Source organism: Amycolatopsis sp. CFH S0740, assembly GCF_004522315.1.
Taxonomy (GTDB): Bacteria; Actinomycetota; Actinomycetes; order Mycobacteriales; family Pseudonocardiaceae; genus Amycolatopsis; species Amycolatopsis nivea.
This window is the reverse complement of the sequence record NZ_SDLS01000033.1, coordinates 1-18,985: the sequence shown is the minus strand read 5'-3', so window position 1 is coordinate 18,985 and position 18,985 is coordinate 1. Positions and strand designations below refer to the sequence as shown.

At 68.0% G+C, this 18,985-nt stretch carries 23 protein-coding genes; 15 read left to right on the top strand and 8 right to left on the bottom strand.

Going from position 1 to position 18,985, the window contains the following annotated elements; all coding sequences use genetic code 11:
• The first annotated feature begins 36 nt into the window (after positions 1–36).
• Complete coding sequence (locus EIZ45_RS37755; protein WP_134668348.1) at positions 37–1,191, top strand: acyl-CoA dehydrogenase family protein; 1,155 nt, start codon at positions 37–39, stop codon at positions 1,189–1,191.
• An 81-nt stretch (positions 1,192–1,272) separates the two neighbouring features.
• On the top strand, positions 1,273–2,082 hold the full coding sequence (locus EIZ45_RS37750; protein ID WP_167756677.1) for an IclR family transcriptional regulator: 810 nt from the start codon (positions 1,273–1,275) through the stop codon (positions 2,080–2,082).
• 11 nt (positions 2,083–2,093) lie between these two features.
• Here EIZ45_RS37750 and EIZ45_RS37745 read toward each other — a convergent pair whose 3' ends face one another.
• Complete coding sequence (locus EIZ45_RS37745; RefSeq protein WP_134668352.1) at positions 2,094–3,158, bottom strand: extradiol ring-cleavage dioxygenase; 1,065 nt, start codon at positions 3,156–3,158, stop codon at positions 2,094–2,096.
• Positions 3,155–3,439 carry a hypothetical protein gene (locus EIZ45_RS37740; protein WP_205670249.1) on the bottom strand — a complete coding sequence of 95 codons (285 nt, stop codon included), beginning with the start codon at positions 3,437–3,439 and terminating at the stop codon, positions 3,155–3,157. The genes EIZ45_RS37745 and EIZ45_RS37740 overlap by 4 nt, the downstream gene beginning before the upstream one ends.
• 288 nt (positions 3,440–3,727) lie before the next feature.
• Here EIZ45_RS37740 and EIZ45_RS37735 point away from each other — a divergent pair, with 288 nt between their 5' ends.
• From EIZ45_RS37735 to EIZ45_RS37715, 5 genes are read left to right on the top strand one after another with little or no spacing between them, the layout of a single operon-like run.
• On the top strand, positions 3,728–5,038 hold the full coding sequence (locus EIZ45_RS37735; protein WP_134668354.1) for an aromatic ring-hydroxylating dioxygenase subunit alpha: 1,311 nt from the start codon (positions 3,728–3,730) through the stop codon (positions 5,036–5,038).
• A gap of 4 nt (positions 5,039–5,042) precedes the next feature.
• On the top strand, positions 5,043–5,564 hold the full coding sequence (locus EIZ45_RS37730; RefSeq protein WP_134668356.1) for an aromatic-ring-hydroxylating dioxygenase subunit beta: 522 nt from the start codon (positions 5,043–5,045) through the stop codon (positions 5,562–5,564).
• Positions 5,565–5,592: 28 nt separating this feature from the next.
• Positions 5,593–5,937, top strand: a complete 345-nt coding sequence (locus EIZ45_RS37725) for a non-heme iron oxygenase ferredoxin subunit (protein ID WP_134668358.1) — start codon at positions 5,593–5,595, stop codon at positions 5,935–5,937.
• Positions 5,934–6,722 (top strand): SDR family oxidoreductase, encoded by a 789-nt coding sequence (locus EIZ45_RS37720; protein WP_134668360.1) that lies wholly within the window; start codon positions 5,934–5,936, stop codon positions 6,720–6,722. The genes EIZ45_RS37725 and EIZ45_RS37720 overlap by 4 nt, the downstream gene beginning before the upstream one ends.
• Before the next feature lie 37 nt (positions 6,723–6,759).
• The gene (locus EIZ45_RS37715; RefSeq protein WP_134668362.1) at positions 6,760–7,998 is read left to right on the top strand and encodes an NAD(P)/FAD-dependent oxidoreductase; all 1,239 of its coding nucleotides are present in this window, start codon (positions 6,760–6,762) and stop codon (positions 7,996–7,998) included.
• Positions 7,999–8,068: 70 nt separating this feature from the next.
• Here EIZ45_RS37715 and EIZ45_RS37710 read toward each other — a convergent pair whose 3' ends face one another.
• Entirely contained in the window at positions 8,069–9,019 is a 951-nt protein-coding gene (locus tag EIZ45_RS37710; protein ID WP_167756676.1) for an amidohydrolase family protein, read from the bottom strand.
• Here EIZ45_RS37710 and EIZ45_RS46320 point away from each other — a divergent pair.
• The 8 genes from EIZ45_RS46320 to EIZ45_RS37680 all read left to right on the top strand — a co-directional run bounded on the left by EIZ45_RS46320 (position 9,003) and on the right by EIZ45_RS37680 (position 14,500).
• The gene (locus EIZ45_RS46320) at positions 9,003–9,215 is read left to right on the top strand and encodes a hypothetical protein (protein ID WP_167756675.1); all 213 of its coding nucleotides are present in this window, start codon (positions 9,003–9,005) and stop codon (positions 9,213–9,215) included. The two genes, EIZ45_RS37710 and EIZ45_RS46320, sit on opposite strands and share 17 nt — an antisense overlap.
• 91 nt (positions 9,216–9,306) lie before the next feature.
• Positions 9,307–9,597, top strand: a complete 291-nt coding sequence (locus EIZ45_RS37705) for a hypothetical protein (protein ID WP_134668367.1) — start codon at positions 9,307–9,309, stop codon at positions 9,595–9,597.
• Positions 9,598–9,897: 300 nt separating this feature from the next.
• Entirely contained in the window at positions 9,898–10,092 is a 195-nt protein-coding gene (locus EIZ45_RS37700) for a ferredoxin (RefSeq protein WP_134668369.1), read from the top strand.
• Entirely contained in the window at positions 10,089–11,288 is a 1,200-nt protein-coding gene (locus tag EIZ45_RS37695; protein WP_134668371.1) for an NAD(P)/FAD-dependent oxidoreductase, read from the top strand. The genes EIZ45_RS37700 and EIZ45_RS37695 overlap by 4 nt, the downstream gene beginning before the upstream one ends.
• On the top strand, positions 11,285–12,145 hold the full coding sequence (locus tag EIZ45_RS37690) for an NAD(P)-dependent oxidoreductase (RefSeq protein WP_205670250.1): 861 nt from the start codon (positions 11,285–11,287) through the stop codon (positions 12,143–12,145). Before EIZ45_RS37695 ends, EIZ45_RS37690 begins: the two co-directional genes overlap by 4 nt.
• The gene (locus EIZ45_RS46595; protein ID WP_240690893.1) at positions 12,142–12,513 is read left to right on the top strand and encodes a carboxymuconolactone decarboxylase family protein; all 372 of its coding nucleotides are present in this window, start codon (positions 12,142–12,144) and stop codon (positions 12,511–12,513) included. Before EIZ45_RS37690 ends, EIZ45_RS46595 begins: the two co-directional genes overlap by 4 nt.
• Entirely contained in the window at positions 12,510–13,736 is a 1,227-nt protein-coding gene (locus EIZ45_RS37685; RefSeq protein WP_205670251.1) for a cytochrome P450, read from the top strand. The genes EIZ45_RS46595 and EIZ45_RS37685 overlap by 4 nt, the downstream gene beginning before the upstream one ends.
• A 71-nt stretch (positions 13,737–13,807) precedes the next feature.
• Positions 13,808–14,500, top strand: a complete 693-nt coding sequence (locus tag EIZ45_RS37680) for a TetR/AcrR family transcriptional regulator (RefSeq protein ID WP_240690894.1) — start codon at positions 13,808–13,810, stop codon at positions 14,498–14,500.
• A gap of 15 nt (positions 14,501–14,515) precedes the next feature.
• On the opposite strand, the gene EIZ45_RS37675 is transcribed toward EIZ45_RS37680, so the two are convergent.
• The 5 genes from EIZ45_RS37675 to EIZ45_RS37655 form a co-directional block, all read right to left on the bottom strand.
• On the bottom strand, positions 14,516–14,764 hold the full coding sequence (locus EIZ45_RS37675) for a helix-turn-helix transcriptional regulator (protein WP_205670252.1): 249 nt from the start codon (positions 14,762–14,764) through the stop codon (positions 14,516–14,518).
• A 64-nt stretch (positions 14,765–14,828) separates the two neighbouring features.
• Positions 14,829–15,863: an integrase core domain-containing protein gene (locus tag EIZ45_RS47100; protein WP_240690895.1), complete on the bottom strand. Its 1,035-nt coding sequence runs from the start codon at positions 15,861–15,863 to the stop codon at positions 14,829–14,831.
• 327 nt (positions 15,864–16,190) lie between these two features.
• Complete coding sequence (locus EIZ45_RS37665) at positions 16,191–16,457, bottom strand: hypothetical protein (RefSeq protein ID WP_134668375.1); 267 nt, start codon at positions 16,455–16,457, stop codon at positions 16,191–16,193.
• 456 nt (positions 16,458–16,913) lie between these two features.
• The gene (locus EIZ45_RS37660) at positions 16,914–18,155 is read right to left on the bottom strand and encodes an MFS transporter (protein ID WP_205670253.1); all 1,242 of its coding nucleotides are present in this window, start codon (positions 18,153–18,155) and stop codon (positions 16,914–16,916) included.
• Positions 18,156–18,282: 127 nt separating this feature from the next.
• The gene (locus EIZ45_RS37655) at positions 18,283–18,726 is read right to left on the bottom strand and encodes an amidase family protein (protein WP_167754399.1); all 444 of its coding nucleotides are present in this window, start codon (positions 18,724–18,726) and stop codon (positions 18,283–18,285) included.
• Between the last annotated feature and the right edge of the window lie 259 nt (positions 18,727–18,985).

The window sequence follows — 18,985 nt, the reverse complement described above, 5'->3', positions numbered from 1 at the left end:
CGATTTCGCGTCCGCCCGACGAACAAAGGTGTTCCGATGCTTTCCTTCTCTTTCACCGACGAACAACAGCAGTTCGCCGAAACGCTCGCCGCGTTCGCGCGCAAGCACCTGCTGCCTGGCTACCGGGACCGCGCGGCCTCGACCGACTTCCCTTTCGCACTCCTGCGCCGGCTCGGCGAACTCGGGGTGCTCGGCATCGGCCTGCCGGAGAACGTCGGCGGCACCGGCTCCGACGATCCGATCCTGCTCGGCCTCGCTGCCGAGACCCTCGCCTACGGGGACGTCAACCTCGCTTCCGCGCCCGTCCAGGCCGGTCTCATCTCCGCACAACTGCTGCACGGCAGCGAAGAAGTACAGCAGACGTACTTGCCACCGCTGATCGAAGGACGCCACACCATCGCGATCGCGCTCACCGAGCCCGGCTCCGGTTCCGATGCCGCGGCGCTGACCACGGCCGCGCGTCCCGTAGCGGGAGGATGGCGGCTCACTGGGGAGAAAACCGCGATCTCGTGGGCGTGCAACGCTTCCGCGGCCGTCGTCTACGCGCGGGACCCCGGCACGATCCGGGCGGACGGAGTCAGCGCCTACCTGGTCCCGCTCGATTCCGCCGAGGTGACCGTCCGCCCGCTGCCGGGAATGGGCTGCCTCCCCCTCGGCTGGGGCTCCATCCACCTGGACGACGCGTTCGTCCCGGAGTCCTACCTCATCGGTGAACCCGGGCAAGGCTTCCGCACGGTGATGAGCCATTTCGATTTCAGCCGCGCAGCGCTCGGCCTCATGTGCCTCGGAGCGGCGCAGGCCAGCCTCGACGAGGCCGCGGTCTACGCGAACCAGCGGCACGCGTTCGGCCGGCCGATCAGCGCGAACCAAGGCGTCTCGTTCCCGCTCGCCGAGCACGCCACCTATCTCGAAGCGGCACGCTGGATGTGCTACCGGGCATTGTGGCTGCGCGAACAAGGCCAGCCGCACACCTCGCTGGCTTCGATGAGCAAATGGTGGCCGCCGGTCGTGGCCAAGGACGCGATCGAAGCGGCGATGAAGATCCACGGCAACCTGGGCTACGCGACCGAATTCCCGCTGCAGCAACGGTTCCGCGACGTCATGGCGTACCTCGTCGCGGACGGGACAGCCGAGATCCAGAAGAAGGTCATCTCCAGGGACATCCTCGCGAGGGAGACTGTCCGCTTCTGAACCGGGCGCTCGGCGGGTTACAGTGAGGTGCGGTTGTGCCGCGAGACGCTGTTCATCGAAGAGCGGCCAAGGAGGTGCTTGGTGACCACCGTCCACGAGCATGCTTCGGAGGCGGACGACCAGCCTGCCTCGATCCTGTCGAAAGCTTTCACCGTGCTCGAAGCCTTCGACCACGAGCACCGCGTCCTGACCCTAACCGAGATCGCCCGGGCCAGCGGGCTCCCGAAATCGACGACGCACCGGCTCCTGCGCCGGCTGATCCCGCTCGGCGTCATCGAACCGCACGGCCCGGGTTTCAAGGTCGGGCTGCCCATGCGGCGCTTCGCGTCGGTGATGCCCATCGAAAGCCTGCGGCAGTCCGCTCTCCCGCATCTCGGTTCGCTGCACCGATGGTCTGGCAGGCATGTCCACCTCGGCGGGCTGCGCGGCGGCCGGGTGGTCTTCGTCGAGCGGTTCCTGGTGCCCGGGCACGAACTTCCCTCGGCCAGCCCGGGCACCGAGCTTCCCGCCCATGCCACCGCCCTCGGCAAGGCGATGCTCGCGTTCCTGGCCCCGGAAGAGCTCGACGCCGTCCTGTCCCAGCCACTAGAGGCTCTCACCCCGGACACGGTCACCGATCCGAAGGACCTGGCCGCGGAGCTGCGTACGGTGCGGCAGCGGCGCGTCGCCATCGCCCGCGGCGAAGCCGACCCGGACGTCACCTGCGTGGCAGCCCCGATCCTGATCCGGGGCCGGGCGGTCAGCGCGATCTCGGTCTCGGCGATCGGCCGGGACGCGGCCACCGATCGCTCGCTCGTGGACGCGGTTTGCGTGACCGCGGACCGGATCAGCCGGGACAACCAGCAGGTCCTCGCCGCGGGCCACGACAGCTGGTTCCCCGGATTCGACTGAGACCGGCGGGGTCAGCCCTGGTAGACGGCGAACGGCTTGTTGGAGTTGAAGACGTCGGTGGTGACCATGGTCGACCACGTCAGGTCCAGGCCGAGTTCCTGGACCGCGCCCACCAGGCAGAACCAGTTGAGCATCTCGTGCTGTCCCGAATGGACGACCTCGCGCGTGCTCGTGGCCGCGAGTTCGTCGTAACGCCCCTCGACGAGCATCCGGTACAGCCGCTCGTCGGCCTCGGTGTCCGGCCGGATGTGCCACAGCGCGTCGGCCAGGAAAGCGTGCGACCAGCTTGACGACGCGATGAAAGCGACCCGCAGGTCCTGCTTCAGGAAGTGCCGTGCGATCGCCCTCCCCACCGCCACGCACCGGGCCGGGGTCGGACCGACCGGGTCCAGCTGCTCGCGGCTGATGTCCGCGAACCTGGCCAGCCCGCCCTTGCGGGCGATCGCGTGCTGGCCGTAGCAATTCACCGTCACCGGAAGGATCCGGTACGGGAACTCGGCTCCCGCGTGCTCGTAGTCGAGGAACAGCTGGGTGTTGAGGATCGCGTGCGGGAAATGCGCCCCGGCCCGTTTCCGGTACGAGTACGCCATGTCGACGCCGTCGTTGAGCAGCCCGTCCGCCAGCCCTCGGGCCCGGGCGGCGTCGCCGTGCAAGGTGATCTCGAAATCGTCCGGCAGCCCCCAGACGTTGGGGCTGCCTCGTTCGTTCATCACCTCGAACGCCGGCACGCGCAGATCGTCGTAGGCGAGCACGCAGAACGGCGGGACGACCTCCTCGCGGAAGTTCTCGTACTGGTCGTCGCCCCACACGACGACCAGGTCCGGGGCGAACTCGTCCAGCGCGGCACGGCACCGGCGAAGACCGTCGAGCAGCCGCGCGCGGTGCCCGGCCGCGGCCGCGCGGCCCTGGTCCTCGCCCCACTCCGCGCGCATTCCGGCGGGCCAGCTGGCCGGGTCCTTCTCCGCCTCCGGGATGTCCGGGTCGGCCAGCGTCCAGCGGAGCAGTCCGGCCATGTGCTCGTCGGTGCCCGCCAGCAGCGGGTAGTGCGTCATGCCGAGTCCCAGGAAACGGCTCATCGTCGCGCCTCCTCGCGGTCGAGGTCCCGCCCGAGGGCCGCCGCCGCGTCCGCGGTCGGCTGCCCGGCGTGCGAAACCGGCATCACCACCACATTCGAGGTGCCCAGGTGCATCCACCGGACCCCCTCATCGTCCGGCTCGTGCGGCAGGATTTCGATCGTCGTGAACGGCACCCCCGAGGGATCGTGCGTCCCGACGATGATGTTGACGTCGCACCCGACCGACCGGACGTGCAGGATCTTGTCCGGGCCGTCGGGGATGTCGTGGTCGACGATGCGCATGTGCACTCCGTGCCGGTGGGGGTCACCGGGTCCGGCGGCTCCGGCCCGGGTCGCGCCGAGAGGCGACGGGCCCCGACGCTAATCCGCGGCGGCCTGCCGCACCGCGCCGGTTCCGGTCGCTGGAACCGCGCCCCACGCCGGGCGCGCACCGGCCTAGCGTCAACGCACTCCTGAACGTCCGCTCGACGAACAACCCGGAGGGCGCGCGCCGCGAATCCGCCGTCCGGCCCGCCCCTCATGCCCTGCTGTGCCGGCTGACCGCCACAGCCCGCGAAGGGAGTTTTCCCAGTGCCTCAGCCGTATGTGATCGACAACCGCGCGGAATCCCTTTTCCAGGTGGACCGGGAAGTCTTCACCTCGCCCGAGATCTTCGAAAAGGAACGCCATCTGCTCTTCGCCGACGCCTGGCTCTACGTCGGCCACGAATCCGAACTGCCCAAGAAGAACGACTTCCGCACCCGGGACGTCGGCGGCCGTTCGGTGATCTTCAACCGGGACCGCCAAGGGATCGTGCGCGTCCTGCTCAACACCTGCCTGCACCGGGGCGCGTCGGTGTGCCGGCACCCGGAAGGCAACCAGAAGATCTTCACCTGCTTCTACCACGGCTGGGCTTACCGCAATTCCGGCGAACTGGTCAACGTGCCCTCAGGCGAGGATTACCGCACCGCGCCGGCCGACGTCTACGGCGGACTCGGCTCCCCTCGCACCGAGGAATACCGCGGCTTCTGGTTCGTGAACTTCTCCGCTCAGGCACCGGATCTGCGCACCTGGCTCGGCACGTCGGCCTATCTGCTCGATCTCGCCGCCGACCAGTCCGAAGACGGCGTGGAAATCCTGGGGGGCACGCACAATTACACGCTGAACGCCAACTGGAAGCTGCTGGTCGAGAACAGCGTCGACGGCTACCACGCGAAATCCGTGCACCACACGTACTTCGAGATGATGATGGAGCTCGGCCAGACCCCGCCCATGCTCGGCGACGGCACGGTCAACGGAGTGCCGCCCGCCGGAATCGGGACCGAGTTCGGCAACGGCCACGCCACGCTCATCTATCCCGGCAACGGGCTGCCGCTGGCGAACGAACAGGTAGCCCGCAATCTCGCCGAACTGCGCGGGAAAGCGGTGGCCCGGCACGGCGAGCCCTACGCGTCCGCGGTGTTCAACCTCGCCCGCAATTCCGTCTTCTTCCCCAACTTCGTGCTGATCGACCTCAACTTCGGCATGATCGTGCGCACCATCATGCCGGTCGCCCCGGACCGCACCCACGTCACCAGCTGGCACCTCGCCCCGCGCGGTCTCGACCAGGAATCGCTGCAGTACCGCATCGACAACGCGCTCACGTTCTGGGGCCCGGCCGGGCTCGCCACCCCGGACGACGTCGAAGCGCTCGAACAAGCGCAACGCGGTTTCAGCGCCCGCCGCGAGGTGCCGTTGTCCGACATCTCCAAGGGCATGGGCAAGGCTCGTCCCGCGGCGAACGACGAGCTGCAAATGCGCGCCTGGTGGCGACAGTGGAACTACCTGATGACCGGCGAGCAGCTGCCCAGGGAGGTCGAGGAATTCGTGCCCTTCCCGACCCGCGAGCACCAGGAGGCCTGAGGACATGACCGCACCCGAGACGACTCCTGCCCCGGCTCGGCCGGTCGCCGGAATCACCCGCGCCGAGGTCGAGGATTTCCTCTTCGCCGAGGCGGCGCTGCTCGACGACTGGCGGCTCGAAGAATGGCTCGAGCTGTTCACCCTCGACTGCATCTACGAGGTCCCGGCCACGGACGCGCCGCTCGCCGACCCCGGCCTCACCTGGTCGCTGATCCACGACCGGCGGACCATGCTAGAACAGCGGGTCATCCGGCTGAAGAAGCCGGAGGCACACGCCGAGTTCCCGCACTCGCAGACCAGCCGGATCATCGGCAACGTCCGGATCGTCAAGCGGAACCGGGAATCCCTTCTGGTGGAGGCGAATTTCCTTGTCTCCCGGATGAAGGCGGGCAAATTCGACCAGTATGCCGGCCGGCACTACTACGAACTGATCCCGGCTCGGCAGCAGTTCCTGATCCGGCGGAAGAAAAGCGTGTTAGCCCACGACCGGCTCGATCCGCAAGGGAAGATCTCGTTCGTCCTGTGAGGACGGACGAGAGCGGAAGGAGGCAGACATGACCGAGGAAAGTGCAGTGGCGGAGCGGACCTTCGCCTGCGAGGCCGACGAGCTGGAAGACGGCGACACGATGCGGGTAGAGACCGGCGGTGCCGCCGTCGCGCTCTACCGCGTGGGCGACGACTTCTACGCGACGTCGGACAGTTGCACGCACGAGAAATGGTCGCTGGGCGAGGAAGGCGATCTCGACGGCTTCGAGGTCAGCTGCACACTGCACAACGCCCGGTTCGATGTGCGTGACGGCAAGGCATTGTGTTTCCCCGCCACTGTCGGTCTCACGCGGTACGAGACGATCATCGAAGACGGCAAGGTCTACATCTCACCGACCGGAGTCGCGCAGTGACGGCGGACCGTTTTACCGGCCGGATCGCGGTCGTCACCGGAGGAGCCAGCCCGATCGGCTACGCGATCGCGGAACGGCTCGTCGAGGAGGGCGCTTCCGCCGTGCTGGGCGATTTCGACCCCGAACGCCTCGAAACGCTCGGTGCCAAGCTTTCGGCAAACGCACCCGGCAGAGTGCACACGGAGTTCCGGGACCTGAGCAAGCAAAGCGATGCCGAGGCGCTCATCCGCGCCGCGATCGAGCACTACGGAAAGCTCGACGTTCTCGTCAACTGCGCGGGCGGCGGCGTCATTCGCGCCACGCCTGAGCACACTGAGGAAACCCTGCGCACGACGATCGACCGCAACCTGTGGACGACGATGTACTGCACCCTCGCCGCCCTCCCGGTCATGGCCGAAGCGGGATACGGCCGAATCGTCAATGTAGGCGCGGAATCCGTGCGGAACGGGCTCTACCGGCACGCGATCTACAACGCGGCCAAAGGCGGAGTGCACGCGCTGGCCACCGGTTTGGCCCGCGAGTACGCCCGGCAAGGAATCACCGTCAATGTCGTGGCTCCCGCCTGGATCACCACCCCGGAAGCCGATGCCCGGATCGCCGCGTCGTCTCCGGCCGTCCAAGCGGATTGGGCGGAGTTCACCGACCAGATCCGCTCGACGATTCCGATGGGCAGGCCCGGCACCGTGCACGAGGTCGCGGCAGCTGTGGCGTTCGCCGCGTCCGAAGAAGCTTCTTATTTGACCGGCCAGACGATCAGCGTCAACGGCGGCAGTTCGATGCTGTGAGCGCCGCCCAGTACTCATTGCGCCCCAAGGAGATTTCGTGTCCACCGCAGATCCGCTCCGCTCGATCACCGTCGTGGGCGGCGGGCTGGCCGGGTTCACCGTCGCCAGGGAACTCCGGTCGCGCGGCTTCGACGGCGTGCTCCGCATCGTCGACCCGCAAGGACTCCCCTACGACCGTCCGCCGTTGTCCAAGTCGTACCTCGCCGGGGAAACCGGGGCCGAGGCGCTCAGGCTCGCGCCGCCGTCGTGGTACCCCGAACACGAAGTCGAGTTCATCGAAGACTCCGCGGTGAAGCTCGCCGCCGACCGCGGCTCCGTGGTGCTCGCGGGCGGCACCGAACTGTCCAGCGATGCGGTCGTCCTGGCGACCGGCGGACGTGCCCGGCAGCTCTCCGTACCCGGCCACGACTCGCCGGGAGTGGTCGCGCTGCGCACCCTGGCCGACGCGGAGCGGCTGCGCGCCGCCCTGCGCCCCGGACTCCGGTTGCTCATCGTCGGAGCCGGACTGATCGGCGCGGAAACGGCGGCGACCGCGGTGGCCGCCGGTGCCGAGGTCACGCTGGTCGATCCGGTGCCGGTCCCGCTCATCCCGGCGGTCGGGCAGGAACTGGCTGAAGTGCTGCACGCGATGCATCCGGCGCACGGAGTGGACGTCCGGACCGGCGTCCCGGTCGAGATCGCCCGCGACGGCCAGCGCCTGCTCGTCGATCTGGACCAGCACCCGGGGCTCGAACGGATCAGCGCAGACCTGGTTCTCGTCGCCATCGGCCTGGAGGCGGACACCTCTGTCGCGGACTCCGCAGGCCTGCGAACCTGCTCCGGCATCGAGGTCGACGAGGCCGGCCGGACGTCGCATCCAGCGATCCGCGCGGCAGGCGACGGCATCCGGCTGCGCCAGCCGGACGGAACTCCCGGCCGCCGCGCCGAACACTGGGAGGCGGCTCTGCTCAGCGGCACCGCAGTCGCCTGCGGGCTCCTCGGCGAGGAACTCCCGCCGCGCCCGCCCTCCTGGTTCTGGAGCGACCGCTACGGCGTGCACGCCGAGGCGGTCGGCTCGATGTCCGCGCCGGGCCGGACGGTGGTGCGCACTGACGGGGCGAAGCAGTTCGCGTTCCGGATCGACGACGGGCAGGTGCTCGTCGGCTGCGCCGCGATCGACGGAGGAAAGACCCTCCGCGCCGCGAAGCGGCTGATCGCGGCGGGTGCCGTGGTGGACCCCGACCAGCTCGCAGACCCTGCTGTCGACCTCAGGAAGCTCGGGCGCGCGATCTCCTGATCGCGAGCACTCCTTTCAGGGCTTGTCGCACCCGTCCGCCCTCAGATCATCCAGACACTGAGGCAGGGACTCAGCGAAGCCTGAGCAGTGCGTCGACCGTGCGGTGCGCGATTTTCTCACGGGTTTCGGAGTCGAGGTGGAGCCGGTCGAACCAGTCGCGGGCACGGCGGTTGTCAGCGAAGGGGTAGTCCACGGAGAAGATCAGCCGGTCGTCGCCGAACGCCTCGCGGGTCAGCCGGAACGGACCGTCGTGGAAGTAGCCGCTGGCGGTGATCCAGAAGTGCTCGCAGAGGTAGTCGCCGATCGGCTTGGGCAGCCCGGAGATCGCGGGCGCGAGCGTGTCTTCGATGCGGGACAGGTGGAACGGGATGCCCTCACCGAGGTGGCCGAGGATCAGCTTGAGGCCGGGCAGCTGGTCGAACACCCCGCGGAGGATCATCCGCAGCGCGTGCAGCGAGGCCTCGTAGTGCCAGCCGTAGCCGCCGGTGGCCAGGATCTGGTTGATCGGATCCGAGAAGCCGGTGTAGTACGCGTCGGCGACCGGCTTCGGCGGCGGCGCTGGGTGCAGGTAGATCGGCACGTCGAGCCTGGCCGCGGTTTCCAGGATCGGGGTGAACAACGGGTCGTCGAGCAACCGGCTGCCGATTGCACCGCTGATCATCGCGCGCACAAAGCTCAGTTCGCTGACGGCGCGCTCCAGTTCGGCCGCGGCCGCGTCGGGGACAGTGACTGGCAGTGTCGCGAACGCAGCGAAGCGGTCGGGACGGTCCTCGACCATGCGGCGCAGTTGTTCGTTGGCCTTGGCAGCCAAGGGTTTCGCGGCTTCGGCGGGCAGCATCTCGGGCGTGGGCATCACGGCGGAGAGCACCTGCTGGTCGATTCCGGTGGCGTCCATGTCGGTCAGCCGCTCGTCAACCGTGGCGCGCAAGCGGTTTCGCATCGCGGGCGGGAGCTGGTCCAACTGCAATGAGCCGCTCAGCTCAGGGATGACGTGGTGTTCTTCGATGGCTACGACGCGCATGACGGTCGACCTCCCTGATCTGGCGCGGATGCGGCACACGATGACGGGAAAGAGGGTCGAGGTTCCGGTCAAACGCATTCTTCAGGGTGCTGCGCCGGACAGTGTGGCGAATCCGGCTGCGCTCGATGATGCTGGCGCGCTCGCGCAGTTCGCCGCGATCGCGAACGACCGGAAAGCCACCCGGGACACGGCTTGAGGATCCGGGCAACGCTGACCGCAGTTCAAGCGGTACGCCGTACCATCCCGTCCCACAGCACACGTCTGGCCAATCTGACAACCTTCTCCCGTTGCGCCAATGCATCCACATCGAGCGGATCGGTCTCCACCTCAATATTCAGCTTCTTCGACGGAGCACGCGCGCCCGTTCCGAGGAAACGGCACGAGCCGCCAACCGCCGCGCGCAACTCGATCGCATCGAGAAACACGGCCCGATCCCGCTGGCCAAGGCCCGCTGCCTCAGCAACCAACACAGCCCTGTCACGCACTCGCTGGCAGCTCTGTTGTCGTGCGAGAAGGAGCGCGTCGTAGATGTCGATGATCTCCCGGTCCAGACCGACAAGGACACTCGCTTCGCCTGATCTTCAAGAACCAGGCAATCATCGTTCGCCGCAGTCAGGGCAGCTCTTCGAACACCCCGGGCCATCTGACGCGCACAGTTCGCTCGGCCCGGGGTCAATCCGTTCGGTTGACCGGCTCGTTCCAGGACCGTCTCGTCCCGGCCCCGACCGACTGCTTCGCGACTCAGCCGGGACTCCAGCACAACCGCCTAAGAGTGTGATCCAGCCCACATGCGAACTTCCTTGCCGGACATCCGCACAGGTCTAGCCTGGCTATAAGTGAACTTAGTTAGGTGAACTTTCCAGCAGTGGGAGAATGACATGCAGATCGCCATCGACGAGGGGAAATGCTGTGGCGCCGGCCAGTGCGTGCTGGCCGCCCCGGACGTGTTCGACCAGCGGGACGAGGACGGGATCGTCGTCTTGCTCGACGCCGAACCGGGCGAGGACCAGCACGCAGCGGTGCGGGAAGCGGCAGCGGTGTGCCCGGCGATGGCCATCGTGGTGGACGAATGACGAAGCGGGTGGTCGTCGTCGGTGCGTCGGCAGCCGGGTTGGCGGTCGTGGAGACGCTGCGGCGGGACGGCTTCGACGGCCGGATCACGATGGCCGGCGAGGAGAGCGTCGCGCCGTACGACCGGCCGCCGTTGTCGAAGGAGATTCTCTCCGGAAGCTGGGCTGAGGAGCGGGTCTGGCTGCGCAGCGACGCGGCGCTCGCCGGGCTGGACCTGGATCTCCGCCTTGGCGCGCGAGCGGTGCGAGCCGACCCGGCGGCGCGCACCGTGGAGTTCGCGGACGGTTCCGTCGTCGGATACGACGAGCTGGTGATCGCGACCGGGGTGCGGCCGCGGCAGCTGCCCGGCACCGACGGGCTGGCCGGTGTGCACCTGTTGCGCACGCTGGACGACGCGAGGCGGCTGCGGGCCGTCATCGAGGAGAAGCCACGGCTGGTAATCGTCGGCGCCGGCTTCCTCGGTGCGGAAGTCGCTTCGGTGGCACGCGCGGCGGGCGCGGAGGTCACGCTGGTGTCCGACCTGGAGGCGCCTCTGTCTGATGTGCTGGGTCCGGATCTCGGCGGGCTGCTCGTCGACCTGCATCGCGAGCACGGAGTCCAGGTCGTGACCGGCAGCCGGGTGCGCGAGGTGGCGGGCGCCGGAGGGCGCGCGCACGGGGTGCGGCTGGCCGACGGGCGGCTGATCGAGGGCGACGCGGTGCTGGTGTCGATCGGTTCGGCGCCCAATGCGGAGTGGCTGGCGGGCAGCGGGATCGAGACCGGCAACGGCGTGCTGTGCGACGAGTTCTGCCAGGCCGGTCCCGGCGTCTGGGCCGCGGGTGACGTGGCCGCGTGGACGCATCCGGCCTGGAGCGGGCGAATCCGCCTGGAGCACCGCACGAACGCGGCCGAGCAGGGCATGGCGGTGGCGCGCAACATCCTCGGCGCGCGCACGCCGTTCGCGCCGGTCCCCTACATCTGGTCGGACCAGTACGACCGCAAGATCCAGATCTACGGCCTGCCGCGGGGCGCCGACGCGTTCGCGGTGACCGAGGGCAGCACGGCCGACCGCAAGCTCGTCGCGTTGTACGGCAAGAACGACGTCGTGCGCGCCGCGGCGGGCATCAACATGGCGCGCTCCGTCCGCGCCGCGCGGGCGCATGTCGCCGCGCGGACGGCGTGGGATGAAGTCGTTGCGCAGAAAGGAGTTCCGGCATGAGCGCAGTACCCGGAGACCAGCCAAGGGTCGGGGTGATCGGACTGGGCATGATCGGCGGCGGAGTCGCGGTCAGTCTGGTCCGCAGCGGACAGGTCCCCGCCGTCTACGACATCCGCCCGGAGGCCGCCGACGGGCTGGCCGGGGTCCCGGCACCACTCGGCTCGCCCGCCGAGGTGGCGCGGGCCAGCGACGTGGTGCTCGTCGCCGTGGTCGACGCGGACCAGGCTAGGCAGGTGCTGTCCGGAAAGGACGGTGTGCTCGCCGGTGCGCGTCCGGAACTGGTCGTGGTGTTGCTGTCGACGGTGGCCGTGCCGGTGGTGCACGAACTGGCAAAGACCTGCGCGGGCCACGGCATCGCGCTGCTCGATTGCGGGGTCACGCCCGGGGACAAGGCCGCCGAGAACGGGATGGTGGCTATCCTCGGCGGCGAGGACTCCGCGGTGGCCCGCGCGATGCCGGTGCTGTCCGGCTTCGCCAAGCGGGTGGTCCATTGTGGACCGCTGGGTGCCGGGATGGCGGCGAAGATCGCCCGCAACGTCATCACCTACGGGACCTGGCGCGCGGTGCACGAGGCCAGCGCACTGGCCGAAGCCGCCGGGGTCGCCCCGGAAAAGCTCGTCACCGTCGTCGAGGAGGCGGACCCGCAGGGCGCGACGCTGTTCTCCTGGCTGCGCATGCGGCTCGCCGCCAAGGACGAGACCCGCGCGCTGGTTCCTCAGGTGCAACGGTTGCAGGACAAGGATCTCGCCGCTGCCCAAGACCTCGCCGAACGCGTGCACGTGCCGCTGCCGCTGGTCGACGCGGCCCGTGCGCACGGCGCGGAAACGCTGGCTTTCCCGGCGAAGGAGGACAAGTGAGCAGCGAGCTGGGCCGCAAGATGATGGATGAGGTCTACGGCGCCGGGTTCAGCGAGACCCTGCCCGCGGAGACCACGCCGATGCTGGAGAAGACCGTCGATCACCTCTTCGGCGAGATCTGGAGCCGCCCGGGGCTGTCGGTGCGCGACCGGCGGCTGCTGGTCCTCGGCGCCACTGCCGCGCTCGGGCGCGCCGACCTCGTCCAGATCCAGGTCGAAGGCGCGCTCGCCAACGACGAACTGACCGCCGAGCAGCTGCGGGAAGCTGTGCTGCACCTGCAGTACTACGTCGGCTGGGGCAACGGAACCCAGGTGAACAACGGAGTCGAGGCGGCACTGCGCGCCCGCGAAGCGAAGGAGAAGAAGTGACCGTCGAACTGCCCGAGATGCCGATGGCCCGGCAGCGGCTGCTGGACCCGCCACTGGAGTACACGCAGCTGCGCGAAGAACAGCCGATCGTGCGGATGCGCTTCCCCAGCGGCCGGGTCGGATGGCTGGCCACCCGGTTCGAGGAGGGCAGCCAGGTGTTCTCCGACCCGCGGATGAGCGCCCGCCGCCCCCGGCACGACGTGCCGCCCGAGGAAAGCGACGACCACTCCTCGGACGAGTCGGCCGAGGAAATCGACCCGACGTTCGTGTTCATGGACGAACCCGACCACAGCGCCTACCGCCGTCTGCTCGCCGGCCGGTTCACCCCGAAATCGGTGCAGCAGAAACTCCAGCCCTACCTCGACCGGATCGTGGACGAGCACCTCGACGCCATCGAGCGCGCGGGTTCCGGCGGCGCGCCGGTCGACCTCGTCGAGCACCTCGCGCTGCCGATCCCGTGCCTGGTGATCTGCGAGCTGCTCGGCGTGCCGTATGCCGACCGCGACGGGTTCCATCACGCCACCGAGGTGATGATGGACGTGAGCAAGAGCCGGGCCGAACGCGGAAAAGGCGCGCGATGGCTGCAGAACTACATCACCGGCCTCGTCGCGGCGAAGAAGGCCGACCCCGAGTCCACCGGCCTGCTGGCCGACCTGATCCGCACCAGTCAGGTAGAGGGCTCGATCCTCACCGACAAGGACCTGATCAGCATCGGGGTGCTGCTGCTGTTCGCCGGGCACGACACTACGATGGCGATGATCGGCCTGTCCGCTCTCACCCTGCTCACCCACGACGAACAACGCCGCTACCTGCGAGAGAACCCCGGCAAGGTCGGCCCGGCGGTCGAGGAACTCCTGCGCTACCTCACCATCGTCCAGTTCGGACTCGGCCGGACGGCCAAGGAGGACCTGGAAATCGGCGGGCAGCAGATCGCCAAGGGCGACCTCGTGGTCGTCGCGATGCCCGCCGCCAACCGCGACCCGCGCGCGTTCGACAGTCCCGACACGCCGGACTTCGAACGCGCCATGACCCGGCACCTCGCGTTCGGCTACGGGGTGCACCAGTGCCTCGGCCAGAACGTCGCGCGGGCCGAACTCAAGACGATCCTGCCCCGGCTGTTCGAGCGGTTCCCCGGCCTGCGCCTGGCCACCCCGCTCGAAGACGTCGAAATGGACACTTACGGCACCAACTACGGCGTGCGCAAGATGCTCGTCACCTGGTGACCGCCTCGGCGGGGCGGCGGTGTCCGGTCGCCGCCCCGCCGACCGTCTATCGTGAACCGGTGGTGAAAGGCGTGTCTTCGACCAGGCCCGGACGGCCCCGCAGCCGACGGGGCCAGGGCGACCAACTGCGGGCCGAAGTCCTCGATGCGGTCAACCGGCTGCTCGACGAATGGGGCAGCGACGAAAAGCTGACCATGCGCGCGGTGGCCAAGGAGGTCGGCGTCGCGGCACCGAGCATCTATCTGCACTTCGCCGACAAGGCCGAACTCGTCTGGGCCGCACTGACCGACAAATACGAACAGCTCGCGCGGCACATGCACGAAGCCGACCTGCGCGCCGCCGAGCGAGGCACCCGGGAACGGCTCCGCGCCCAGGTCGACGCCTACTGCCGATTCGCGCAGGAGAACGCCGGGCACTACCGGCTGATGTACGAGGTCCGCCAGCCCACCGCCGACCCCGCGCGCATCGGACACCACCCCTCCCGCCTGGTCTCGCGAGGGCTGCGCCGCGCCCTCGCCCGGTGCGCCGACGAGGGCTACTCGCTCGCGCTCCCGCTGCACCAAGCAGCCCACACCCTGTGGACCGGACTCCACGGCCTGGTCTCCGTCCAGCACAGCCTCGCCATCACCACGCCCGCGAACACGATCACCGACCTGGCCGACGGTCTCCTCGACGTCCTCGTCAGCACCGAACGCACCGACGGACCCAGCTACCCGCCCCCGACCGAAGTCGACCGGCTCATCGCCGAAACCGTCCTCGACTGAAACCGGCGCAGGCTCTCACGCGCGTGTGGCGACCCACGCGGCGACCTGAGCGCGCGAGGTGAACGACAGTTTCGCCAGCACGTGTTCCACGTGCCCTTCCGCGGTTCGCTGCGAGATCACCAGCCGGGTGGCGATCTGCTTGTTCGTCAGGCCCTCCGCGATCAGCTCGGCCACCTGCTTCTCCCTGCGGGTCAGTCGCGGTCCGCCGGCCGGTTCCGGCACCGCGTCGTCGCACGCGAACGACAGCACCTCCGAGACCGACATCTGCTCCCCCAGCGCGTGGCAGTGGCCAAAGACCTTGCCTGTGGGTGCCGAAAACTATGTCACATCATGCGACCTGCTGATATTCGTAGATCAGACCGCCAAGTCGACCGTGCCGACGTACCGATCTGGCATCACGCATCCGGACCGGAACCTGCCGTTCGGGCGGTCGTTGGCCCAAGGAGCGATGAGGTCGATGGTGATTGAAGTGATCGACATACTCGGCCAGGACCTGTTCGAGATGAGGCCGGTTGACGATAAGCATCCGATCCAGACACTCGCGGCGAACGCTGCCCACCCAGCGTTCAGCGATCGCGTTCGCCCGCGGCGCCCGAACAGGACTGCGCAGGATGTCGATGCCGACCGAGGCGAACACCGCATCGAACGCAGTGGTGAACTTCGCGTCTCGGTCACGGATCAGAAACCGTAAACTGTCCACGCGACCATCAAGCTTCATCAGCAAATTCCGGACCTGCTGAACCACCCACTCCGCAGTCGGATGAGCGGTCACCCCTGCAACATGGACACGACGACGGTCGTGTTCAACAAAAAACAACACGTACAACCGGCGCAGCAACACCGTGTCGACGTGGAAGAAGTCGACCGCCAGGATGCCCTTAGCCTGGGTAGTGAGGAACTGCTTCCATGTCGGTCCCGTTCGGCGCGGCGCCGGGTCCAAGCCTGCACCCTTGAGGATCGTCCATACCGTCGATGCCGCGACTGTGTGCCCCAGCCCGACGAGTTCACCGTGGATTCGTCGGTAGCCCCATCGTGGGTTGTCCCGGGCCATCTCCAGCACCAACCGGCGGATCGCTGCCGCGACCGCCGGGCGCCCTGGTTGGCGTCGACAGGTCCACCTACGCCGCACTAACGAGGCGTGCCATCGCAAGATCGTCCGTGGCGACACGATCAACGGCAACCGACGCCAGTTCGGCACCAGCCGCACCAACGCCGACAACACAGCGCGATCAGCCCAGGTCAGATGTGGCCGCGTCACCTGGCGCCGCAGCACAGCCAACTGATGACGCAGCACGAGGATCTCCACATCCTTCGCGGCCGCGGGCCGCGCACACAGCACCAGCCACCCGAACACCCGCGCCACCAGCAGATACAGAAACCTTATGACCACAACTCGTGATCATCGACCACCGGGCAGTCACCCCATCAACCACCCGCCCACACGCCACGAACCAGCTGGTCAGAACCTATGACAGCGTTTCCGGCACCCACAGGGTTTTCTTCCGGTTCTGGATTGTCCATTGTGGTCGTTGGCGAGCCCGAGACTTCTCGCCGACTGCTGCGGGATGATCGCCGCCGTCGCTTCCGCCGCCGCGAACGCCACCTGAGGCAAGACCGTCGTGTAGGTGTCGGAGGTGACGGTGATCGAGGAATGCCGCAGCATCCTGTGAGTGCCGAGAACTGTGTCACGTCATGTGACCTGCTGATATTCATGGATCAGTCCGCCGAGCCGATCACGACGCCGAACCCGCCCCGAGCCGGTCATGCGGCCGGGTACCGAGACTTGATCGGGCGGCCGTTGATGCAAGGAGCGATGAGGTCGATGGGGGTTGAAGTAATCGACATACTCGGCCAGCACTTGCTCCAGATGAAGGTGCCGTCGTGGCAGGAGATGGCCCCAGGCGTATAAATCGAGGCCGGGGAAGATCGTCTCGACGAAGAACGCGATGCCGTCCATGGTGGACAGCGGGCCGACCACCTTGCCCGTAGGTGTCCATTAGCCAGCGCAATAGGATGTCCATCGCGGACCTGCGGATCATGTCCAACAGTGCGCCGACCGCGAACAGCGCTCCCGCCCGCCTGAGCCGACCGCGTTCCGCCGCTCCGCGACCAACGTCAGCGCAGGCATCCCCGAACGACAACTGCCCCAGGACTAGCGCCCCGGACGGATTCCCGTCCGGAGTGAGCACGCCAGGCAGTTCGTCGGGCCGGCTGTTCGTGTTGAGCGGGCGCACGGGCTCGTGGCGGGGGAACGTGATCCGGCCGCGGCCAGGCCTCGCAGGCTCATACGCGCGCAACGTCGCGATGCCGCTGCCGAAAACCGACATGCGCCGCCGACATTTCAACCGCGAGTGTCGTGGCTAGCACCATCGTCCGCTGTCCTTGTTCAGACGATGCCCTTGCGGACAGACCATCAAGAACGCACAGCTCGGCCAGCCGGTCGGGCGATCCTGCGGACGGGCCGGCTGAAGAGTCCCGCCGCGGCGCACATAAGCAGCGCGGCCGTACACACGAGGGTCCCGGCTTGAGGTCCGAGCGCGTGGGCAACCGAGCCGATGATGTTGTTGGTCGCCAACAGGGTCACACTCTGGATCACCGAGAGGATTGCCTGTACACGAGCGAGATGAGTATCAGGAGCGGCGCTGAGGAGCAGCGGGCTGAGGTGGCTGACGAACATGCCGCTCGCCGCGCCGACGCCTAACGCGCCCGTGATGGCCATTGGCAGCGCTGGCGCGAGGCCAACCGCCAGTTCGCCCACGGCGACCACCGCCAGCGCGAGCGCGGCAACAATGCCGGAGCGGGCGAAGATCCCGCGGCGACTGATGATCAGGGTTACGACGATCGTGCCCATGCTCTGGGCTCCGACCACAAACCCCGCACCGGTCGAACCCCATCCGTGCTCTCGCGCCAGCAGCGGGATCAGCAAAGTTGCAAAAGGCAGCACGAATCCCGCCGCGCCCGCGACGAGCAACAGGACGGGTCCCAGTCCGGAGGTCCTGACCGCGACCTGGATCCCTTCCCACACCTCGCGCAGGATGTGCTTGCGCTGCGCGGGCGACGGCGGGGTGAACGGCGGACGCACCACAACCAGCACGACCAGTACCACGGCGAAGGTGATCGCGTCGGCCCATGCCGCTGCGGAGAGCCCGGCGAATGCCACCAAGGCACCACCGATAGGAGCACCGACCAGACTAATCACCTGCGTTCCGCTCTGACGAAGCGCGACTGCCCGCGGGAGCAATTCGGGCTCGACGAGCCGGCGGGGCATCGATCCGGACGAGGGCAGGTAGAAGGCGTCGTTTGTGCCGACTATGAGGGCAGCTATCACGAGAATGGCCAACGGCGCCCCAGCTGCCCCCGACACGACAGCCAGTGTTACGGCGACGACCAGCATCACGGCATCACCGATGATCATGACCTGTCGGGCACCGAGCCGATCGCCGACGGCACCGCCGAACAGCAGCAGAATCGTCCGCGGCAGCGCGACCGCCGACAGAATCCAACCGGCCGCCAGGCCGCCGTGAGCCGAGGCCGCCCACCCCAATGCGAAGTACAAAGCGGCGTCGCCGAGTTGCGACACCAGAGCACCGCCCAGCCAGACGTGAAAAATGCGGGGAAGCACGGCTTTCTCCGCTGTACTGGACGATGCTGTCACCACGAATCTCCCCCAGTGGTGCACGTGCGCGATGGGCATTCCGGCCGTCGGAAGCCATCCACAGCGTGCTCGACCTCGGCTGCAAATACCAAGAGCCACCAATCATATCCACGGCGTGCGGACAGCATTACAGCGAAAGGGGGCCCGGGTCCGCCGGGAGCCCAACCGGGACTGTGATGCTTGGTCTGCCTTCGACGTTGGCAGGGATCGTGAACGGCGCGAACTCAGCTTGCGCTGCTACAGCAGCCACCGGGTCGGAACGCCGCAGCTCACCGATCGCCAGTTTCGGACGCGAACAGCCGGGACCGAGCTCGACATCCACTCGGTTGTGGGCAGCGTCCAGCAACGCGACCTCGCCTGATAGGTCGGCCGGCACCACAGCGGCTCCGAGCCGCCGCAGTAGCCTGGTCACCTCCTGCAGATCGTTCTCGCGTCCGACAGGGACCGGCAGTTGCGCGACATATGCGACCCAGGCCGTGAAATAAGCGGCGGTCGCTTCTTCACTCAACCGAATGTCGGTTTCGACCAGTTCACGCCCGGCCCTCTCGAGCGCGTCGGCTGCGGCACGCACGGCAGCGCGGATCCGGGGATCGACCGACGCGAGTATTGCGTCCGAGCACACGCGCCCACGCGCTGGCGCTTCTGTTGCGGCTCAGGGCGAAGGTATCCGAACGCCGCCGGGGCTATACGGGCATCAGCATGTCACGGAGAAGTATTCGGAACATCCCACCCGGCTCACTCCGCTACAACCCGACCTCAGGCCAACCGTTGAGCACTTAACTGAGGACGCCGACCTAGTGTCCTGCGTCGTAAATTCGTCGCTAGTTAGA

Coding starts and splice junctions, on each gene's coding strand:
- EIZ45_RS37755 (WP_134668348.1), top strand. CDS start 37: ATGCTTTCCTTCTCTTTCACCGACGAACAACAGCAGTTCGCCGAAACG.
- EIZ45_RS37745 (WP_134668352.1), bottom strand. CDS start 3,158: ATGAGCCGTTTCCTGGGACTCGGCATGACGCACTACCCGCTGCTGGCG.
- EIZ45_RS37740 (WP_205670249.1), bottom strand. CDS start 3,439: ATGCGCATCGTCGACCACGACATCCCCGACGGCCCGGACAAGATCCTG.
- EIZ45_RS37730 (WP_134668356.1), top strand. CDS start 5,043: ATGACCGCACCCGAGACGACTCCTGCCCCGGCTCGGCCGGTCGCCGGA.
- EIZ45_RS37725 (WP_134668358.1), top strand. CDS start 5,593: ATGACCGAGGAAAGTGCAGTGGCGGAGCGGACCTTCGCCTGCGAGGCC.
- EIZ45_RS46320 (WP_167756675.1), top strand. CDS start 9,003: ATGGCTACGACGCGCATGACGGTCGACCTCCCTGATCTGGCGCGGATG.
- EIZ45_RS37710 (WP_167756676.1), bottom strand. CDS start 9,019: ATGCGCGTCGTAGCCATCGAAGAACACCACGTCATCCCTGAGCTGAGC.
- EIZ45_RS37700 (WP_134668369.1), top strand. CDS start 9,898: ATGCAGATCGCCATCGACGAGGGGAAATGCTGTGGCGCCGGCCAGTGC.
- EIZ45_RS37695 (WP_134668371.1), top strand. CDS start 10,089: ATGACGAAGCGGGTGGTCGTCGTCGGTGCGTCGGCAGCCGGGTTGGCG.
- EIZ45_RS37690 (WP_205670250.1), top strand. CDS start 11,285: ATGAGCGCAGTACCCGGAGACCAGCCAAGGGTCGGGGTGATCGGACTG.
- EIZ45_RS37675 (WP_205670252.1), bottom strand. CDS start 14,764: ATGTCGGTCTCGGAGGTGCTGTCGTTCGCGTGCGACGACGCGGTGCCG.
- EIZ45_RS37665 (WP_134668375.1), bottom strand. CDS start 16,457: ATGGACGGCATCGCGTTCTTCGTCGAGACGATCTTCCCCGGCCTCGAT.